The sequence below is a fragment of the Actinoplanes sp. NPDC051851 genome, assembly GCF_040681165.1.
GTDB lineage: Bacteria > Actinomycetota > Actinomycetes > Mycobacteriales > Micromonosporaceae > Actinoplanes.
In genome coordinates this window covers 97,551-114,456 of record NZ_JBFAYF010000019.1, presented here as the reverse complement: position 1 = coordinate 114,456, position 16,906 = coordinate 97,551, and the positions used below count along the sequence as shown (strand labels likewise).

16 protein-coding genes are annotated in these 16,906 nt (G+C 70.4%); 9 read left to right on the top strand and 7 right to left on the bottom strand.

Annotated elements, in window-relative coordinates; genetic code table 11:
* Positions 1-203 precede the first annotated feature (203 nt).
* Complete coding sequence (locus AB0M08_RS20135) at positions 204-653, bottom strand: DUF6232 family protein (RefSeq protein ID WP_364495111.1); 450 nt, start codon at positions 651-653, stop codon at positions 204-206.
* A gap of 371 nt (positions 654-1,024) precedes the next feature.
* Positions 1,025-1,918: an alpha/beta hydrolase fold domain-containing protein gene (locus AB0M08_RS20130; protein ID WP_364495108.1), complete on the bottom strand. Its 894-nt coding sequence runs from the start codon at positions 1,916-1,918 to the stop codon at positions 1,025-1,027.
* Between the two features lie 103 nt (positions 1,919-2,021).
* Here AB0M08_RS20130 and AB0M08_RS20125 point away from each other — a divergent pair, with 103 nt between their 5' ends.
* From AB0M08_RS20125 to AB0M08_RS20110, 4 genes are all read left to right on the top strand, one after another.
* Entirely contained in the window at positions 2,022-2,753 is a 732-nt protein-coding gene (locus tag AB0M08_RS20125; protein ID WP_364495106.1) for a haloacid dehalogenase type II, read from the top strand.
* A 192-nt stretch (positions 2,754-2,945) separates the two neighbouring features.
* The gene (locus AB0M08_RS20120) at positions 2,946-3,458 is read left to right on the top strand and encodes an SRPBCC domain-containing protein (protein ID WP_364495103.1); all 513 of its coding nucleotides are present in this window, start codon (positions 2,946-2,948) and stop codon (positions 3,456-3,458) included.
* Positions 3,459-3,722: 264 nt separating this feature from the next.
* Complete coding sequence (locus AB0M08_RS20115) at positions 3,723-5,681, top strand: S53 family peptidase (RefSeq protein ID WP_364495101.1); 1,959 nt, start codon at positions 3,723-3,725, stop codon at positions 5,679-5,681.
* Positions 5,682-5,982: 301 nt separating this feature from the next.
* Positions 5,983-8,031 (top strand): cyclic nucleotide-binding domain-containing protein, encoded by a 2,049-nt coding sequence (locus AB0M08_RS20110; protein ID WP_364495099.1) that lies wholly within the window; start codon positions 5,983-5,985, stop codon positions 8,029-8,031.
* 9 nt (positions 8,032-8,040) lie between these two features.
* On the opposite strand, the gene AB0M08_RS20105 is transcribed toward AB0M08_RS20110, so the two are convergent.
* Positions 8,041-8,808, bottom strand: coding sequence for an SIMPL domain-containing protein (locus tag AB0M08_RS20105; protein WP_364495097.1), 768 nt, complete (start codon positions 8,806-8,808; stop codon positions 8,041-8,043).
* An 81-nt stretch (positions 8,809-8,889) separates the two neighbouring features.
* Complete coding sequence (locus AB0M08_RS20100; RefSeq protein WP_364495094.1) at positions 8,890-9,117, bottom strand: hypothetical protein; 228 nt, start codon at positions 9,115-9,117, stop codon at positions 8,890-8,892.
* A 214-nt stretch (positions 9,118-9,331) separates the two neighbouring features.
* On the opposite strand from AB0M08_RS20100, the gene AB0M08_RS20095 reads away from it, so the two are divergent.
* The 5 genes from AB0M08_RS20095 (at position 9,332) to AB0M08_RS20075 (ending at position 12,218) form a co-directional block, all read left to right on the top strand.
* Positions 9,332-9,595, top strand: coding sequence for a hypothetical protein (locus AB0M08_RS20095; protein WP_364495092.1), 264 nt, complete (start codon positions 9,332-9,334; stop codon positions 9,593-9,595).
* Between the two features lie 48 nt (positions 9,596-9,643).
* Entirely contained in the window at positions 9,644-10,513 is an 870-nt protein-coding gene (locus AB0M08_RS20090; RefSeq protein WP_364495090.1) for a helix-turn-helix transcriptional regulator, read from the top strand.
* Between the two features lie 74 nt (positions 10,514-10,587).
* On the top strand, positions 10,588-11,082 hold the full coding sequence (locus AB0M08_RS20085; RefSeq protein ID WP_364495088.1) for a hypothetical protein: 495 nt from the start codon (positions 10,588-10,590) through the stop codon (positions 11,080-11,082).
* A gap of 112 nt (positions 11,083-11,194) precedes the next feature.
* Positions 11,195-11,704, top strand: coding sequence for a GNAT family protein (locus AB0M08_RS20080; RefSeq protein WP_364495086.1), 510 nt, complete (start codon positions 11,195-11,197; stop codon positions 11,702-11,704).
* A gap of 40 nt (positions 11,705-11,744) precedes the next feature.
* A complete protein-coding gene (locus AB0M08_RS20075) occupies positions 11,745-12,218 on the top strand; it encodes a hypothetical protein (RefSeq protein ID WP_364495084.1) in 474 nt (157 codons plus the stop codon).
* Positions 12,219-12,221: 3 nt separating this feature from the next.
* Here the strand turns inward: AB0M08_RS20075 and AB0M08_RS20070 are convergent, their stop codons facing one another.
* Genes AB0M08_RS20070 through AB0M08_RS20060 form a run of 3 tightly spaced genes read right to left on the bottom strand, consistent with a single transcriptional unit; the run spans position 12,222 to position 16,893 of the window.
* Positions 12,222-13,967 (bottom strand): ABC transporter ATP-binding protein, encoded by a 1,746-nt coding sequence (locus tag AB0M08_RS20070; RefSeq protein ID WP_364495082.1) that lies wholly within the window; start codon positions 13,965-13,967, stop codon positions 12,222-12,224.
* Positions 13,964-15,697, bottom strand: coding sequence for an ABC transporter ATP-binding protein (locus AB0M08_RS20065; protein WP_364495080.1), 1,734 nt, complete (start codon positions 15,695-15,697; stop codon positions 13,964-13,966). Before AB0M08_RS20065 ends, AB0M08_RS20070 begins: the two co-directional genes overlap by 4 nt.
* The gene (locus AB0M08_RS20060; protein WP_364495077.1) at positions 15,694-16,893 is read right to left on the bottom strand and encodes an alpha/beta hydrolase-fold protein; all 1,200 of its coding nucleotides are present in this window, start codon (positions 16,891-16,893) and stop codon (positions 15,694-15,696) included. The genes AB0M08_RS20065 and AB0M08_RS20060 overlap by 4 nt, the downstream gene beginning before the upstream one ends.
* Positions 16,894-16,906: the final 13 nt, after the last annotated feature.

The following is a 16,906-nucleotide window of genomic DNA, read 5'->3' as shown; positions in this document are numbered from 1 at the left end:
ACAACCCAGCGGTCCGGACAACCCAGCGGTCCGGACAACCCAGCGGTCCGGACAACCCAGCGGTCCGGACAACCCAGCGGTCCGGACAACCCAGCGGTCCGGACAACCCAGCGGTTCAGGAAACCCCAACAATCCGGGCAACCCGCTGCGGGAGGGGTAACCCCCTGTGGTCCGAGCGGTCCAGGCTGCCGTGCCTCGCCTCGTCATCTGTCCGATCGGTCCTCCAGCGCCCGGCGGAGACCCCTCTTCACCTGGTTGAAGACCTGCGTGTCGCGGCTGTGATAGATCAGCACCTCGAGCCCGTAATACGTGGCCCGCATCTCCCACCGCCGCCGGGGCCGCAGGATCCGCAGCATGGTGTAACCGAGCAGCATCACCAGCACCCCGGCGATCGCCCAGACCTGAACCCGCCCGATCCACACCGCGCCCGCGACCACCAGCACGCACGGCACGATCACGAGCGCCGCCACCCGATGCTGGTACGTCGAGACCTCCTCGGGCGCCAGCACCACTCGCACGTCCCGCAGCTCCCGAATCGTGAAGCTAACCGCCGGCCGCTCCACCCTGATGAACTGCTCCCCGGTCACAAGCGCATCCGGTCCCCGGTAGTACGTCCGCACCGCGCCACCCGCTCCCGCCGAGGAGTCCCTCATGGATCCATCAGCGTATGTCCCTTCCGCACCTCCTTTCTCCACCCCGCACTGAGGCCTCCCTCACTTGCCGCGACCCGTCGCCGCCACGACGCCGCCACGACCCGGGACCGCCACGACCCGGGACCGCCGTGACCCTGGGCTGTCGACACCTCCCGGAACCCTCACGAACTCCGGCACCGCCGTGCAGTCCAAACCGGAGGTGGACTCGACATTAGGCATGGAACCAGGGCTACGCATCATCCCGTGGTAGGGCCTTTCGGGGCCTCGTTCATACCGCGGTACTGGTTCCCGGGACTGATGCACGACGCCGGATCCGCGGCGAGACTGGGCCCATGTTCAAACGACCAGCGACTCGTGCACCGGCACGACCGCTACGCAGCAGGTGCCCCACGCCCCTCCGTGGGCTTCATCGTCGCCAAGGCCTTCGCGAAGAACGTGAGGGAGTCCTCCACTCCGTCCGGATGGTCGGCGGGGCGGTTCAGGTGTCCGTGTGTGGTGCCCGCGGCCAGCATGGTCTCCACCGGGACGCCGACCTCACGCAGCTGCCGCTCCAGCAGTTCGCCGGACGGCCTCAGGTAATCATCCTCGGACAGCACCACCGTCACCGGCGGCAGACCGTCGAGCCGCGCCATCCCGGGCAGCGCGTCCGGCGGCACGTCGCTGATCCGGCCCACGTAGTTCCGCACCATGTCCTCGACGTCCTCGATGTCCGCGCGGTCCCCGGCTCCGGGCGACGGATAGTGGACGAACGGATAGGCCAACACCAGCAGGTCAGCCGTCCTCTCTCCCGCGTCCCGAGCACGCATCGCCGTGGCCAGCGCCAGCGCCGCGCCCGCGCTCGCCCCTCCGATGGCAACACGGCCCGGCAGCCCATCACCCAACCCGGCGGACAGGGCACGGCCCCGCTGCTCGTCACCCGGCACGGCGGACACGGCACGGCACGGCAGCCCATCAGCCGGCACGGCGGACACGGCACGGTCCCGCTGCTCGTCACCCGGCCCACTGCTCGTGACGGTGCCCGGCTGGCCGCCACCGGTGCAGACCCATCCCCACACCGCGTGCACGTCGTCGATGGGGACCGGATAGCGCACGGTGCCGGTCGCGAGGCGGTACCCGACGGACACCACGATCACCCCGGCCCGCCGGGCCAACTCGGCCGCGACCATATGTGCCTCGGGCATCTCCAGATCGCCGTGGCGGAAGCCGCCGCCGTGCGCCCAGACCAGCACATCTCCGCCGGGGCACCCCTCACCGTAGATTCGCACCGGCACCGGTCCGTGTGGCCCCGCGATCTCCAGTTCTCTCACATAACCTTCAATACGCCCCATAGGTCACCCTCGCAAGAGGCCGCCGGAAGGGACCCGGACCGTGGACCTCACCGCATTCAAGACCGTCAGCTTCGATTGCTACGGCACGCTCATCGACTGGGAGACCGGCATCGCGGCCGTGCTGACCCCGTGGGCCGAGGAGCAGAAGATCAAGGTCAACACCGAGGAACTGCTGCTCGCGTACGCCGAGAGCGAGGCTGCCGTCGAGCGGGAGCATCCGACGACGTTGTATCCGGACGTCATCGCCGAGGCGTTCCGTCGTACCGGCAGGAGGTTCGCCGTACCGGTCAGCGAGAGCTGGGCCCGGACGCTGGGCGAGTCGGTGCCCGGCTGGCCCGCCTTTCCCGACTCCGCGGAAGCTCTGGATCGGCTGGCCCGGCACTACCGGTTGATCATCCTGTCCAACGTGCACCGGGCCGGGTTCGCCGGCAGCAACGAACGGCTCCGGGGCGACTTCGCGGCGATCATCACGGCCGAGGACGTCGGCGGATACAAGCCGAGCGAGAATCACTTTCGGACACTCGACGCGACGCTGCCCCGGCTGGGTGTGCGACGCACCGAGTTGCTTCACGCGGCACAGAGCCTGTTCCACGATCACGTCCCGGCCAAGCGCGAGGGCCTGCCATCGGTATGGATCAACCGGCGCCACGATCGGCCCGGCTGGGGCGCGACCCCGCCGCCGAGCGAGAACTGGAGCTACGCCCTGGAGTTTCCCTCGATGTCCGCTTTCGCCGACGCCGTCGACCACGCGTTCACCCCACGATCGCCCTGACCGAGCCATCGGCCTTCGGATGTCCGCGATCCCCTCCCTCAGGGCCTCGCCATCGGGTTCCGCGCGACGGGACCGGGGGCGAACAGCACGGCGGCATCGGGATTCGGATGTCCGCGATCGGTCGTCGGATTGGTCGGGCGGTCGGCGGGCGACCTACCGTCGCCAGCGTTCATCTCGATCAGGGAGTACCCGATGCAGAACTCGATCAATTGGCCGGAGCGGTATCTTCCCGGGACCGGGGACAACTTCGTGTCGAATGAGGTGATTGTCCGGGGTGTCAGCGCTGCCCGGGTCTGGCGGTATCTGGTCGACACCTCGACCTGGGAGTCGTACTACGACAACGTGGCCGACATCGGCTTCCCCAACGGTGATGGGCCCCGGCTCTCGGACGACGTGAGCTTCCGGTTCGGGACGTTCGGGTTCCCGCCGCTCGACGCGCACGTGGTCGAGTTCAGCGAACCGGGCGACGGCACACCCGGTCGCCTCTCCTGGACCGCGCGCCAGGAGGGAGCGCCGGCCGACCGGCTCGACGTGCTGCATGCCTGGCTCGTCGAGGACCTGTCCGGGGGGCGTGTGCGGATCCTCACGCAGGAGACACAGATCGGGGAACCGGCCGCCGCGCTCGCTGCCGAGCGACCGAACCCGATGCTCAACGGGCATCAGGCATGGCTCGACGGACTACTGCGCGCGGCCACCCCGAGCTGAGCCGCGAACGCTGCGAGCGGCCACCAGAGCTGGAGCGCGGACGCGGCGGGCGATCTCGGAGAGCTGGGGCACGGGCCTGGCGGACGAACTCGGAGAGCTGGGGCACGGGCCTGGCGGACGAACTCGGAGAGCTGGGGCACGGGCTCGGAGCGCTGGCGGGCGGGCTCGGAGCGCTGAAAGGCGACTTAATCGCAGATCTTGACCGCGTCGATGGACAGGAGTTGGGTGTCTTCTACAGCCAGATAGAGCTAGGGAGACATTTGGATGTTGATCCCCTCGACTCTGCGGGCCCGGATCACGGCCGTCGTCGCCATCGGCGCAGCGACCGTGTCGGTCCTCGGAGCGTCCCCGGCACAAGCGGCCCGAACCAGCCGGCACACCCTCTCGGGGAGCAAGCCGCGCTGGATCGGTCGCGCCAAGGACGCCGGTACCCCGGCGTCCGCCAGCACCGTCCGGTTCGGCCTGCTGCTCGCCATGCGCGACCAGGCCGGGGCGGAGTCGCAGCTCGCCGCCCTGTCCGACCCGGACAGCGCGAGCTACGGCGAGTACCTCACCAGTGCGCAGTTCACCGCGGCGTACGCTCCGGCGAGCGCCGACGTGAAGGCGGTTACCTCCTGGCTCACGGACCAGGGGTTGCAGGTCCGCGGCACGCTCGCGGGTGGCCTCTACGTGGAGGTGGCCGGCACGGTCGCCCAGGTGGACAAGACCTTCGGCACCACGGTGCGCGACTACACGTACGACGGTAGGACGGTCCACGCGAACAGCACGGACCTGTCGCTGCCCGAGGGCGCGCCCGCCGCGGTGAAGAGCGTCGTCGGCATCGACCAGGGCTCCGCGCTCAAGGAGCCGGCCGACACGCTGCCGCCTCCGGGCGACGGCTTCCGGGCGGCCACCCCGTGCTCGTCGTACTACGGTCAGAAGACCGCGTCCGACCTGCCCAAGGGACCGGACGGCAAGAAGGAGACCTACGTCAGCTGCGGGTACACGCCGAAGCAGTACCAGAACGCGTACGGCGCGACCGCTCAGATCAAGAAGGGGCTGGACGGCAGCGGAGTCACGGTCGCCGTCACCGACGCGTACGCGTCGCCGACGATCGTGCAGGACGTGACCACGTACAATAAGAAGTACGGTCTTCCGGCCTTCAAACGCGGTCAGTTCTCCCAGATCACCCCGCCGGCCGACGGCTACGACTACGTCGACGAGTGCGACGCGTCGGGCTGGTACGGCGAGGAGACCCTGGACATCGAGGCCGTGCACGCCATGGCCCCGGGCGCGAAGATCGTGTACGTCGGCGGCAGTGACTGCGTCGGCGGGCTCGACGAGGCGTGGGCCGAGACGATCGACAACCACGTGGCCGACATCGTCACGAACTCGTGGGGTTCCGGCACCGACGACATCGACCTGCTCGGCGAGGAGATGGTCGAGTTCTACTCGTACTTCTCCCTCGAGGCGGCGCTCACCGGCATCACCGTGGACTTCTCCAGCGGCGACGACGGCGACGGCACCTCCGGCGGCACCGACGTCGCGTCGAAGACGGTCAGCTTCCCGTCCGACCTGCCGTACGTGACCAGCGTCGGCGGCACCTCCGTCGGCATCGACAGGAACAGCAACCGGGTCTGGGAGTACGGCTGGCAGAACGCGTACCAGAGCCTCGCGGACAACCTCTGGGGGCCCTCGGCCTTCAGCTCCGGCGGTGGCGGCGGTACCAGCGTCCTGTTCACCCAGCCCTCGTACCAGAAGGGCAGGGTGCCCTCGTCGATCTCGAAGTACTGGGGATCGACCCCGATGCGGACCACCCCGGACATCGCCATGCCGGGTGACCCGAACACCGGCTTCCGCGTCGGCCAGACCCAGACCTTCCCGGACGGCGTCTACTACGACGAGTACCGTATCGGCGGGACGAGCCTCGCCTCGCCGCTGATGGCCGGGCTCCAGGCGATCGCCAACCAGAAGGCGCACCACGCGCTGGGCTTCGTGAACCCGCTGTACTACGGCGAGCTCGGCAGCTCCGCATTGCACGACATCGTCGCACCGAAGAAGGCGCTCTACGAGGCACGGGCGAACTACGTGAACTCGATCGACCCGTCCGACGGGCGGGCATACCTGCTGCGCCAGGTCGACGTGCAGACCAGCACGATCCACAGCACTCCGGGGTACGACGCCGAGACCGGCGTCGGCGTCCCGGGCGAGAAGTTCTTCTCCGCCGTCCCGAGCCGCTGGTAGCCCGGCGGCCGCTGTCACGGGCCACCGGTGAACCGACACCGCTGGTCGGGGCCACCGGTGAACCGGTGACCGCTGGTCCGGGCCACCGGTCACCGGCGGCCGCTGTCACGGGCCGTCGGTGACCCGACGGCCGATCTGCCGGGCGGGGGCTTTCCGCTCCCGCCCGGCTCCTTTTCGCCGTACGCGGAAAGCGGTCTTGACTTTGTCGTGCGCGGCGGACGCATCCCATTGACTCGGCTCCATCGATCGGACACGTTGATGTCGTCCATGTCGGGTGGGCGGGCTCCGGGAGGTGACGGTGATGGCACCGGGAGAGGCCGGGCGGACCACGGTGGCGATCGTCTCGTGTGACATCGTCAGCCACTCCGCCGAGTCGGACATCGACGTTCAGACACAGCGGGTGACCGCCATCAACCGGATCGTCACCGCGGCGATCGCCGGCGCCGGTGCGGGCCACGCCGTCTGGGCCTCGGGCGGGGACGGCGGCCACGTCATCTTCCGCGGCGACGGCTGGCCGGCCCACGCGCTCGCCCTGGTAGCCGCACTTCGTGGCTGGTCGGCGTCCGAAAAGGTTCCCCTACGGGTGACCGCACACGTCGGCCGGGTCCGCTTCCTCGCCGGCGCGGACGGCCGCGCCCAGGCGGTGGGTGACGGCATCAACGCCGCCGGATGGCTGCTCAGCCGCGGACCGGCCGCCGGGGTACTGGTCTCCCGCGCGTTCCGGGAGGCGATCGAGGAGTCGGGCGCGGGCGTCCCGGTGCTCTTCGACGGCGACCGCAGCCTGCGTGACAAGACCGGCCGGGCCCAGCAGCTCCAGCTGATGTCCGTCGGCGCCGACCGCTCCACCTGGGACTCCCCCACCGAGGAGGACCGCCGGCGGCTGCACAGCGCCGAACGGGCCGGCGCGGGCTGGGAGACGATCTACTGGGCGAAACGCATCCTGCAGATCAACCGGCGCGACGCCGAGGCGGAGGACGCGATCGGGCGACTGCAACGCCGGCAGCTCGGCTATCTGCGCGAGGAGGTGCGCGGCGAGTCGAACCCCTTCTTCGAGTTGCTGACCCAGAACGATCTGCGCGAGGTCATCCTCGCCGGTCACCTGGTGGAACGCGACTACAACGAGTACATCTGCCGTACCGGCGACGAGGGCGAGACCATGTTCGTCATCCTGCGGGGCCAGGTCGGGGTCTACCTCCCCGGCACGCAGGCCGAGAGCGACGGGGTCGCGCAGCCGGACTTCACCCACGAGGAGGGGGAGATCGTCGGCGAGCTGGCGTTCGCGATGTCCCGGCGCCGCACGGCCGACCTCGTCGCGCTCACCGACACCACCCTGCTCACCTTCGACATCCGGGAGATGGAGCGCCGGCTTCCGCGGAACGCGTGGAAGAACGTGGGCGCGTTCATCCGGGCGCGTACCCTGGAACACGTCAGTCAGCGGGTGCCGTATCTCGTCGGCGCCAACCAGTCCGGGCCGCTGACCGGCGCCGACCGCCCCTGGGAGCGCATCCTCGCGGAGATCGAGGACCACTGCGACCTGCTGCCGCTGCAACGGACCGGGTCCACCCGCCTCACCTTCGACCGGGTACGCAACCTCGACGACGCCAACGGCCACGGCATCTGGCTGCTGGTCGGCGGGCGGCTGCGCGGTCTGACCGAATCGGAACCGCCGGGCGCGCGGGTGCCGGGATCGTCGCTGGCCGGCGAGGACTACCCGCTGCTCTGGGTGGACCTGCCGGGCACCGTGGTGCTGCCGAAGTGGGAGTTCCACATCGAGAAGGAGCCGGTGACCATCCTCCACCTGCGGGAGAGCGGTCTGGTACGCCTCGACGCGCCGCAGCGAGACGCGTTCTACCGCGACCTCCGGCTCGCCGCCGCGAACTGCTTCGAGTACGACGCGTTCCTCTCCTACAACTCGGGCGACACGGAGACCGCCGACCGGTGGCAGCGGGCGCTGACCGAGGCGGGGCTCCACGTGTTCCGCGACGTTCCGACGCACGGCGAGGAGTTCCCGTCCCGGCTGCTGGCCGCCATCCGCCAGTCCCGGGCCCTCGTGGCGTTCGTGTCGCCGCACGTCATGGTCCGGTCGCCGGCCGAGAACTGGGTGATGCGGGAGATCAACGCGCACCGGTACTACTTCGACGAGAGCCGCGTCTTCCCGGTCATCCTGCCCGGCGGGAGCCATCGGGACATCGTGCGCGGGTTCACGCCGATCAAGGTCGACCGGGATGAGGCCGGCGCGATGGCCCGGCTCGTCAGTGAGCTCAAGGCCCTGCGTGACGGCGTACGCGAACCGCCGTACGGATACGCCGAGAAGCCGGACGTGCCCGGCGGGTTCGTCAGCGCCACCTGACCCGGCGCGTCAGGCGGGATCGAGGATCCATTCGACCGTGACGGTCGCGGTGAGCTCCTGGCGGCCCGGTTCGATGGGCAGCGGCGCGGTCAGGGCGTACATCGAGGCGCTCACGGCACGGTCCTGTTCGCTGTTCGCCAGGAGACCGGGGCTCGCCTCGGTGACCTTGACGACCCGGCCCAGCGGGCGGCCCGCCTCCCGGGCGTAGAGTTGGGCCTTCGCCCTGGCGTCCGCGAACGCCTCCTTCCGGGCCTCGGCGAGCAGCGCCGAGTCATCCTCGATCGCGAACGACACCCCGTTGATCCGGGCCGCGTCGCCGCCCGCCGCGATCGCCGACGACATGAGTGCCCCGGCGCCCGGCAGATCGTGCATCTCCGCGGTCAGCCCCTGGGTCACGGTGTACCCGGTGATCTTCCCGTTGTCGTTGCGCGACGAACTCACGTCGACGTTCGACGTCTGCAGGTCGTCGGCGCTGACGCCCCCGTTGACCAGGATGTCCCGTACCCGGGTGGCCGCCGCCGTGGTCCGTGCGAGCGCCACGTCGACGGTGGACGCGGTCGTCTCGACGGCGAAGGTCGCGGTCAGCACGTCCGGTTCGCCGAACACCTCGCCCTGGCCGGTGACCGCCACGCTCTCCCAGGGATCGGCGGCGGCCGAGGCCGTCATCGCCGCGCCGTTGCCGGTGGCCAGGGCCGGGCTCCCGGCCGCCACCAGCGACGAGAGCACTCCACAGCTCGCCAGCGCCACCACCGACGTCACCACACGTGTCTTGTTCACCTGTCCCACTCCCGTAGCCGTATTCCCCCTCTCTACGGCATCAGTGGCTGGTCTCACCCGGTAATCCAGATTTGTGAGCCGTCACGGTGACGGCAGCCCCCGCGCCATCAGGACGACGAGTAACAGGAGCGCGGCTCCGGCGGCGAGGGCCGCGATCATCGCGGCCGCGAAGGCCCGGACGAGCGGGCCGATCGGGGTGAGCGCGCGGCGGGCACAGAGCAGCGCCACGACGAGACAGAACACCGCGGCCGAGAGGACCGGTCCAGCGGCCTGCGGTGCGGGAGTGCCGGCTGCGCCGAGATCGAACATGCGAGCCTCCGGGTGAATGCGAAGGGGTTCCGTGAATCTCACGCTGCGCCTCACCCGAACGCGCCGCAAGCGCATATGCATCTGACGCGAATAGCAGACATATCACTGCTAAAGTGCCAGGTAGCGGGCAGGAATATTACTGATCGCAACCATCTGACCTATTGCGGACAGGGAGCTTCCTCACGGCGAAGGAATATTTGTATCCCGCGCCTTCATGGGCGCACACTCGACGAAGAACGGCGGTGTCAATAAAGTGATCACTAATGACGGCGAGGCAGACGCTTCGGCACTCGAACTGCTGGCCACCACCTGTTCCAGCGGGACATGCCCGACGATCTTCCGGACCGACCGGGGCACGATCCTCGTCCAGGGTTATGTGGCCGACGCGCAACAAGCCGGAGTGGCCCTCGCCCCGAACGAGATGCTGGTGGAGATCCCGGCTGAGCTCCTGACGGCCGCCCACTCCGCTTCCGCTTGATCCTCAGGTTCGACGGTGCCGATGACCACACCGGACAGGGAGGCGCAGGTGAGCACGGAGCCCAACGCCGACCACGATTCGCCGGACCTGCCCGGCGTGGCCATCGCCCGGATGCGCCGCGAGGCACGCCTCACCGGCCAGCAGCTCGGCCAGATGGTACGGATGAGCCAGGCCAAGATATCTCGCATCGAAACCGGACAGACCACCGCGTCACCGGGAGACGTCGGCCGGCTCGCCCGCGCGCTCGGGGCCTCCCGCGAGATCACCGATCGCCTGGTGGCCCAGGCCACCAGCACGCACAACCGCATGACCGACTGGCGACAGACGACCGGATCCGTGGGCGGCATTCAATCCGAGGTCGCTCACATAGAGCACAAGACACACGAATTCCGGCTCTTCCAGCCCAACGTCATCGTGGGCCTGGCCCAGACGAGTGAGTACGCCCGGGCGGTGATCTCCTCCATCGACGTCGTTTACGGGCGCAGAGAAGAGGCCGGCCGCGTGGTCAGTGTGGCCGAATCGGTGTCCGCTCGCGTGCGCCGACAGGAGGTCCTCGCCGAGCCGACCCGGCGATTCCACTTCCTGATGGCCGAGTCCGCCCTGAGCAGCCGGGTCGCGGAGCCCGTTCACATGCTCGCCCAGATCGACCGCCTCCGCCAACTGTCGAAACAGGAGAACATCTCCCTGCGGATCATTCCGGCGGACGCGGATCTCCCCTTCCCCCTCATTCACGGATTCGAACTTCTCGACGATGCGTGTGTCGTCGTCGACACCTTCAACACGGTGATGATGAGTCGCGGACACGACGACATCGTGGCCTTTCGAAAGGTGTTCGACACGCTGGAAGGGGTGGCCGCCGCCGAGGTCGCTCCACTGCTCGAGAGGTATCGCCGGCAGTATCGGGATCTGGTGAATTAGGGGACGTCAGCGCGGATCGCCGGCCCGCAGCGGTGACATCACGCGGGCACGGCGGCTCCCTCCAGGATGAGTCCATGATGGACATGGTGCTCGGCGACGCCGCCGTACGGATCCCGCCGCTGACCCTGCGGGGATACTGGGTCAACCGGCCGCCGGTCGCGGAGCCGCAGCGGGGGTCGTTCCAGCTGATCCACCAGGCGGGCGGGCGCTGGCTGCTGGAGGAGCCGGTCGGCCACCCGCTGATGGCCGGCGACGCCACGGCGGTCACCCGCACCGGCGACGGCCCGGTCGACGAGAGCCTGGGCTGGGTGCAGAATCCGGCCGGGCTGATCGTCGCGCCGTCCGCCTGGTTCGATCCGGTCGAGGCCTCGTCGGCCGAGCTCCCGGGCACCGATGCCGTGGCGGGACGTTCCTGCGTACGCGTCGCGGTGAGCTACTCCCGGCACACCACCCGCCGCATGATCCTCTGGCTCGACCGGGAGTGGCCGCTCGTACTCGCCGCCCGCTCCGACGATACGGAGCCCCGCGACCACCCCCGGTTCGAGCTGCGCGTCACCGACGTACGGTGAAAGAACGCATGCTCGTGGATCTCGTCCTGGCGCTCCGGCCGGCGACCGGGGCGCGTATCGTCCCGGAGTGCGTACGGGAGAGCTTGCCGGTGCCGTTGTTCGTCTTCGGCCGGTGACCGAGAGCGATGCGCCGGCGCTGGCGGCGATCCGGGCGACGCCCGAGGTGTACGAGCGCTGGGGCGACGGGGACGACTCCGGCTCGCCGCGACTCGCCGTCGTTCATGACGGGCGTGTCGTCGGGGCGGTCCAGTGGCACGAGGAGGACGATCCCGGGTATCGGCACGCCGGGATCGACATCTACCTCGACCCGGCGGTGCACGGGCGGGGGCTCGGCACCGACGCGGTGCGGACGCTCGCCCGGTACCTGATCCACGATCTCGGGCACCACCGGCTGGTGATCGATCCGGCGGCGGACAACCACGCGGCGATCAGGTGCTACACCAAGGTCGGGTTCCGGCCCGTCGGGATCATGCGCCGATATGAGCGCGCGCCCGACGGGACCTGGCACGACGGGCTGCTGATGGACCTACTCGCCGAGGAGCTGAGCTTCGGCGTAGGTGTCGATCTCGGTCAGCAGCGTGGCCAGCGGGTGTTCCCTTCGACGGTAACAGCTGTCCGATAGCCGCCAGACACGAGCGGCGCGCGGCTGAGATGATCTTGAAGTGCGTATCGCCGTGATCCCGACCGCCCTGCTGGTCCTGCCCCTGTTCAGCTGCACCGCCGAGCCCGCCGCCGAGACGGCCGCGCCGACCGCGAGCACCGCGGCGCCCGCGGCGAGCCCGTCCGGCGCGCCGGCCGAGCTCATGCCGCCGTCGGCCGTGCCGGGCGAGCTCGCCCGCTACGAGTTCGACGGCACGCTCAGCAACAGCATCCACTCCACGACGAAGCCGAAGGCCGACACCGAATACGTGCTGAAGGCCGTCTGCGCCGGCACCGGCACGGCCTTCTTCACCATGAGCGAGGGCGGCAAGGACATGATCGCCCGGCTCGAGGTCAACTGCACCGGCGCGCCCGCCTACGCCGGCGTCGGCGTCGGCACGGATCTGCCCGGCCCGCCGATCCAGGTCGACATGACGCTGACCGAGGACATCACCAGCGCCTGGGCGGTTCTGGCTCCGGACGCGAGCCTCGGCTGACCATCAGGCCGGCGCGTCCAGGACCGGCCGCCCGGCCTCCCACGCCGCCCACAGCCCGGCATAGACGCCACCGGCGGCGACGAGTTCGTCATGTGTTCCGGTTTCGATGATCCGGCCGTGCTCCATCACCACGACGCGGTCACAGGCCGCTGCCTGGGAGAGCCGGTGCGCGATCACCAGCCCGGTCCGCCCGTGCAGGGCCGCCTCCGCGGCGCGGTCCAGGAGGCCCGCCTGCGCCGAGCCGGCTTCCGCGGTGGCCTCGTCGAGGATCGCCAGCGCCGGATCGGCCAGTATCAGGCGGGCGAGCGCGATCTGCTGTGCCTGGGCGTCGGTGAGCACCTGTCCGCCACCCCCCACGGGGGTGTCCAGCCCGTCGGGCAGGACGTCGAGGATCGCGGCGGCCCCGGTGGCCTCCAGCGCCGCGCGGATGTCCTGGTCGGTCGCCTCGGGTGCGGCGAGGGTGAGGTTGTCGCGCAGGGTCTCCGCGAAGACGTGCATCTCCTGGGTGATCAGCGCCGGCCGGCCGGGGCGGGCCACGGTCCCGGTCCCGGGTGGGTGGATGCCGGCGATCACCGCCGCGAGAGTGCTCTTGCCCGCGCCGGAGGCACCGACGACGGCCACATGGTCCCCGCCGGCGATGGTGAGGGTGACGTCGTCGAGCACGCGCGGGCCGCCGCCGTAGCGGAAAGTGACCTCGCGGAGCCGGACCGCGGTGTCCCCCGTCGTCGCCGGTTCACGGGCGCCGGGGTCGGGGATGATGGTGATCCCGATGACGCGGCCCAGGGACGCGGCGGCGGACTGGATGGTGTCGACGACGAGCAGCAGCTGGTTGATCGGGTCCAGCAGCCGGAGGACGAGCAGCATCGCGGTGGTGGCCGCCCCGACGGTGGAGAGGCCGTGGCCGATGAGGAGGAAGCCGGTCACCAGGACGGTGACCAGGGACAGGCATTCGGCGACGTTGAGGCGCCCGCTGAACATGCTCTGCACCGTCCGCGCTCGCATCGCCTGCACGACCACCGCCCAGGAGGCCCGCATCACGCTCTGGTGACGCTGCTCGCCGAGCCCGAAGCCGAGCACGGTGGCGTGACCCCGTTGCGATTCGATGATCTGCTGGGCCCGTGCGCTCATCGCCGTCCGTTCGGCGCGATACACCTCGGGTCCGGTACGCAGATACCAGCGCATCGCGACCGTGTACACGGGTAGCACGACGATGAACGCGGCCGCGTACGGCCATTCCAGGGCGAGCAGGCCGGTCAGCGACACGACGATGGTGAACACGGTGGTCGTGAGGAGGCCGACGACCGCGGGGGCCGCGTCGGCCACGGCGGTGACGTCGTCGCTGGTGCGGGAGATCAGATCGCCGGTGCCGGCACGTTCCACGAGGTGCTGTGGGAGTGCCAGGGCCCGGCCCACGAGCCGTTCGCGGAGTCCGGCGAGGACGGTCTGGTAGAGCCGGGTGGCCAGCACGGTCGTGACCGCGGTGCCGACGGCCCCGAGGGCCGCCGCGACGCTGATGACCGCGGTGACGGCGAGCACGGTGCCGAGATCGGCGGTCCCGGCCCGCACCCTGTCGATGAACATGCCGATCACCACCGGCGGGATCAGGTTGACGGCGGTGCCGGCGATCCCCGTCACCACCACCGCGGTGAGCCTGGCACGGTGGCCGCGGCTGAGCCGCCAGACCTCGTGACCGGTCTGCCGGCCGGACGCGACCGGAAACCGGTACCCCTGCGATGATGTCGTGGTCACCGGGTCGCCGTCCGGTCGGGGGCGGGTATGTCGATGACCCTGTCGCAGCGGCCGAGCAGTGCCGGGGACGAGGCGATCAGCACCGTCGAACGGTTCTCGCGAAGAGGGCGTAGCCGGTCGGCGATGGCCTGCTCGGTGACCGGGTCCACGGCGGTGGTCGGGTCGTGCAGCACGAGTACGGGTGCGTCGGTGGCCAGTGCCCGGGCGAGCGCTATCCGCTGGCGCTGGCCGCCGGAGAGCCGGTTGCCGTTCTCGCCGACCGGGGTGTCCAGGTCGGTGGCGAAGTCGTCGCACGCCGCCGCCTCGACCGCGGCGGTCAGCCGGTCGGGCGCACTGGCCGGGGTGGTGAGGTTGTCGCGGATCGTTCCGGTGAACAGCGTGGTGCGGTGCGGTGCGACGGTGACCCGGGCGCGGTACTCCGCGGGGGTCAGCGCGGCGGCCGGGTGGCCGCCGAGCCGGATGTCGACCTCACCGGTCTCCCCGTTCAGCAGGGCGTCGGTGATGCGGGCCGCGGTCCGGTCATCGGTACGTATCCCGACGAGCTCGCCGGATCCCACCGTGACGGCCGTGCCGGACACGCGGATCTCCAGGCGGCAGGCGTCCGGCGGTTCCGGGCGGCCCGGTCGTGCCGGCTCACCGGACCGGGGCTCCGCGGTGCGGGTGCCGCCGAGGGTGTCGAGGATGCGGGCCGCCGAGGCGTGGGCGTTGGCGAAGTTGGGAATGGACAGGCTCGCGATCCCCTGGATCTGGGGCAGCAGTGCCTGGACGAGTCCGGCCATGGCGATCAGTTCGCCGATGCTGACCCGGCCGTCGACCGCGAACCAGCCCGCCACTCCCGTCACGGCGCCGACGAACACACCGTTGACGATGCCGGAGATCGCCTGGAACCGGCCCAGCAGTACGGCGTTGCGCCGTGCGCCGTCGAGGGTCTCCCGGCTCGCCCGTTCGTACCGGCGTACGGCCTCGGTCTCGGCGCGGATTCCCTTGATCACCCGGTAGCCGGCGACCAGGTCGGTGGCCCGCCCGACGGTGGCGGCCAGCAGCTCCTGATAGACACGGGTGCTGCGGGAGAGCCGCCTGCTGAGGATTCCCATCAGCCACACCACCAGTGGCGCGCCGACGAGCACCAGGACGCCGAGGAGTTGATGGAGGACCAGGAGGGAGGCGGCGATGAACCCGATGGCCGCGACTCGGGAGATCGGAATGGTGGTGAGCAGGACGGCGTTGGCCAGGCGGACGACGTCGTTGGTCATGGTCGACACGACGCCGCCGTCCGGAGCCCGCCCCGGATCGCCACGACCGTGGACGGGGTGGAGCACCCGGAGGGAGAGGGTGGCCCGGAGCCGGTGTTGCAGCGTCTGCACCGCGTGGACGTTCAGCCGGTTGCTGAGCCTCGCGGCCACCGTCAACGCGACGTAGAGGGCCACCAGCCGTCCGATCCAGAGCATCAGCTGGCCGGTGTTCCCGGTGGCCAGTGCGCGGTCGATGGCGAGTCCCATCACCACCGGCACCGCGGACTCGCCGACCTGCCACACGATCGCCGACACCATGGCGGGGACCGTGATCCGCGGGACCGAGAAGATCACCCGCGCGAGGAACCGGCCGGGCGTGTCCGCCGGGCCGGCCGGGTACGGCCGCACCGGTGGCGGGTCCGGCACCGGTCGTCCCAGCACCGGCAGCCACCGGGTCAGCGGCCCACGGCCCAGCCCTGCGGGGTCGGCCCGTCTCATCCGTGCTCCGGCACGCCGGGTTCCGCCGTGAGCGGGAAGCACCACTGCAGGGCCTCGGCGAAGAGCCCCCGCCACCATGCGTAGTCGTGTCCGCCGGCGAACTCCCGGTAGCGGGTGTCGTAGCCCTTCCCGGTGAGCACCCGGTCCAGCCAGCGGCTGTGGGTGATCGAGCTCTCCAGCTCGCCGACATCGTGGAAGATCCGGATCGGTGCCGGCTCCGCGGCCAGGAAGTCGGCGATCAGCGTCGGGACGGGGACGCGGCGCAGCAGGTCACCCGTCCCGGCGCCCCACCTGAGGTCGGGGTGGTATCCGCACGACGGGGACTGGATGATGGCGTTGCCGAACGCCGCCGGGTGGTGCAGGGCCGTCCATCCGGCACACAGGCCGCCGAAACTCTCACCGGCGAGCGCCACGTCGCGGGGGTCACGCGACAGGGGATACCGGTCGTGGAGCCACGGCAGCAGTTCGTCGGCGAGCATCCGGGAGAACCTCGGATCACAGGTCAGCTCCGTGTAGCGCTGCGATCCGAGCTGATCGACGAGGACCACCGCACAGGGCCGGATCAGTCCCGCACGGACGAGGGCGTCACGGACGCTCGGCGCGCTGTGCTCCGGCGTCCCGTCCAGGTGGACCACGAACGGGAGCGGGCCCTCGTCCGGGCGTTCTCCCGGGGGCATCGAGACCCAGACGCGGCGTTCGTTCCCCAGAAACCCGCTTTCCAGTACGGCGGACTCCAGCGCCGGGGGTGGCGCTGCCGCGGCCTGATCGAGCCACCGCGTCGGCGCGGCGTCGGGCAGCACGGCGACCGACGCCCCGGAGAACCTCGGCACCGAGCACTCGGCGAACCTCGGCGGCGGGTTGAACGGATCCGCGACCCGGTCCACCTTCTCCGCCGGTCCTCGGCGCGTGAACACGTACGCGAAACGCAGGTCGGAACGCATCCGCAGGGTGAGAAAGCGAAACGGGGTCCCCACCACCGGGGTGAAATCCGTGTCGATCGGGTTGTAGCCGATGATCGGGCCGATCGCGACCGCGAGGGTGACCGTCGTGTCGTCGCCGGGCTCGTCGACGAACGTCACCTCCACCTCGCCGGAGCCGGCCCGTTCGACGAGTGGGGCACCCGTCCGGGCGAGGTGCCGCCGGAACCTCTCCGGACTCCACTCACCGGTCGACAGCTTCTCGACGTACGTACTCATGCCTTCTCGCCTT

Excerpts from the sequence above, each read along its gene's own strand:
- AB0M08_RS20085 (WP_364495088.1), top strand. The coding sequence starts at position 10,588 with ATGATGGACATGGTGCTCGGCGACGCCGCCGTACGGATCCCGCCGCTG.
- AB0M08_RS20135 (WP_364495111.1), bottom strand. The coding sequence starts at position 653 with ATGAGGGACTCCTCGGCGGGAGCGGGTGGCGCGGTGCGGACGTACTAC.
- AB0M08_RS20095 (WP_364495092.1), top strand. The coding sequence starts at position 9,332 with ATGGGCGCACACTCGACGAAGAACGGCGGTGTCAATAAAGTGATCACT.
- AB0M08_RS20110 (WP_364495099.1), top strand. The coding sequence starts at position 5,983 with ATGGCACCGGGAGAGGCCGGGCGGACCACGGTGGCGATCGTCTCGTGT.
- AB0M08_RS20060 (WP_364495077.1), bottom strand. The coding sequence starts at position 16,893 with ATGAGTACGTACGTCGAGAAGCTGTCGACCGGTGAGTGGAGTCCGGAG.
- AB0M08_RS20115 (WP_364495101.1), top strand. The coding sequence starts at position 3,723 with ATGTTGATCCCCTCGACTCTGCGGGCCCGGATCACGGCCGTCGTCGCC.
- AB0M08_RS20065 (WP_364495080.1), bottom strand. The coding sequence starts at position 15,697 with ATGAGACGGGCCGACCCCGCAGGGCTGGGCCGTGGGCCGCTGACCCGG.
- AB0M08_RS20100 (WP_364495094.1), bottom strand. The coding sequence starts at position 9,117 with ATGTTCGATCTCGGCGCAGCCGGCACTCCCGCACCGCAGGCCGCTGGA.
- AB0M08_RS20120 (WP_364495103.1), top strand. The coding sequence starts at position 2,946 with ATGCAGAACTCGATCAATTGGCCGGAGCGGTATCTTCCCGGGACCGGG.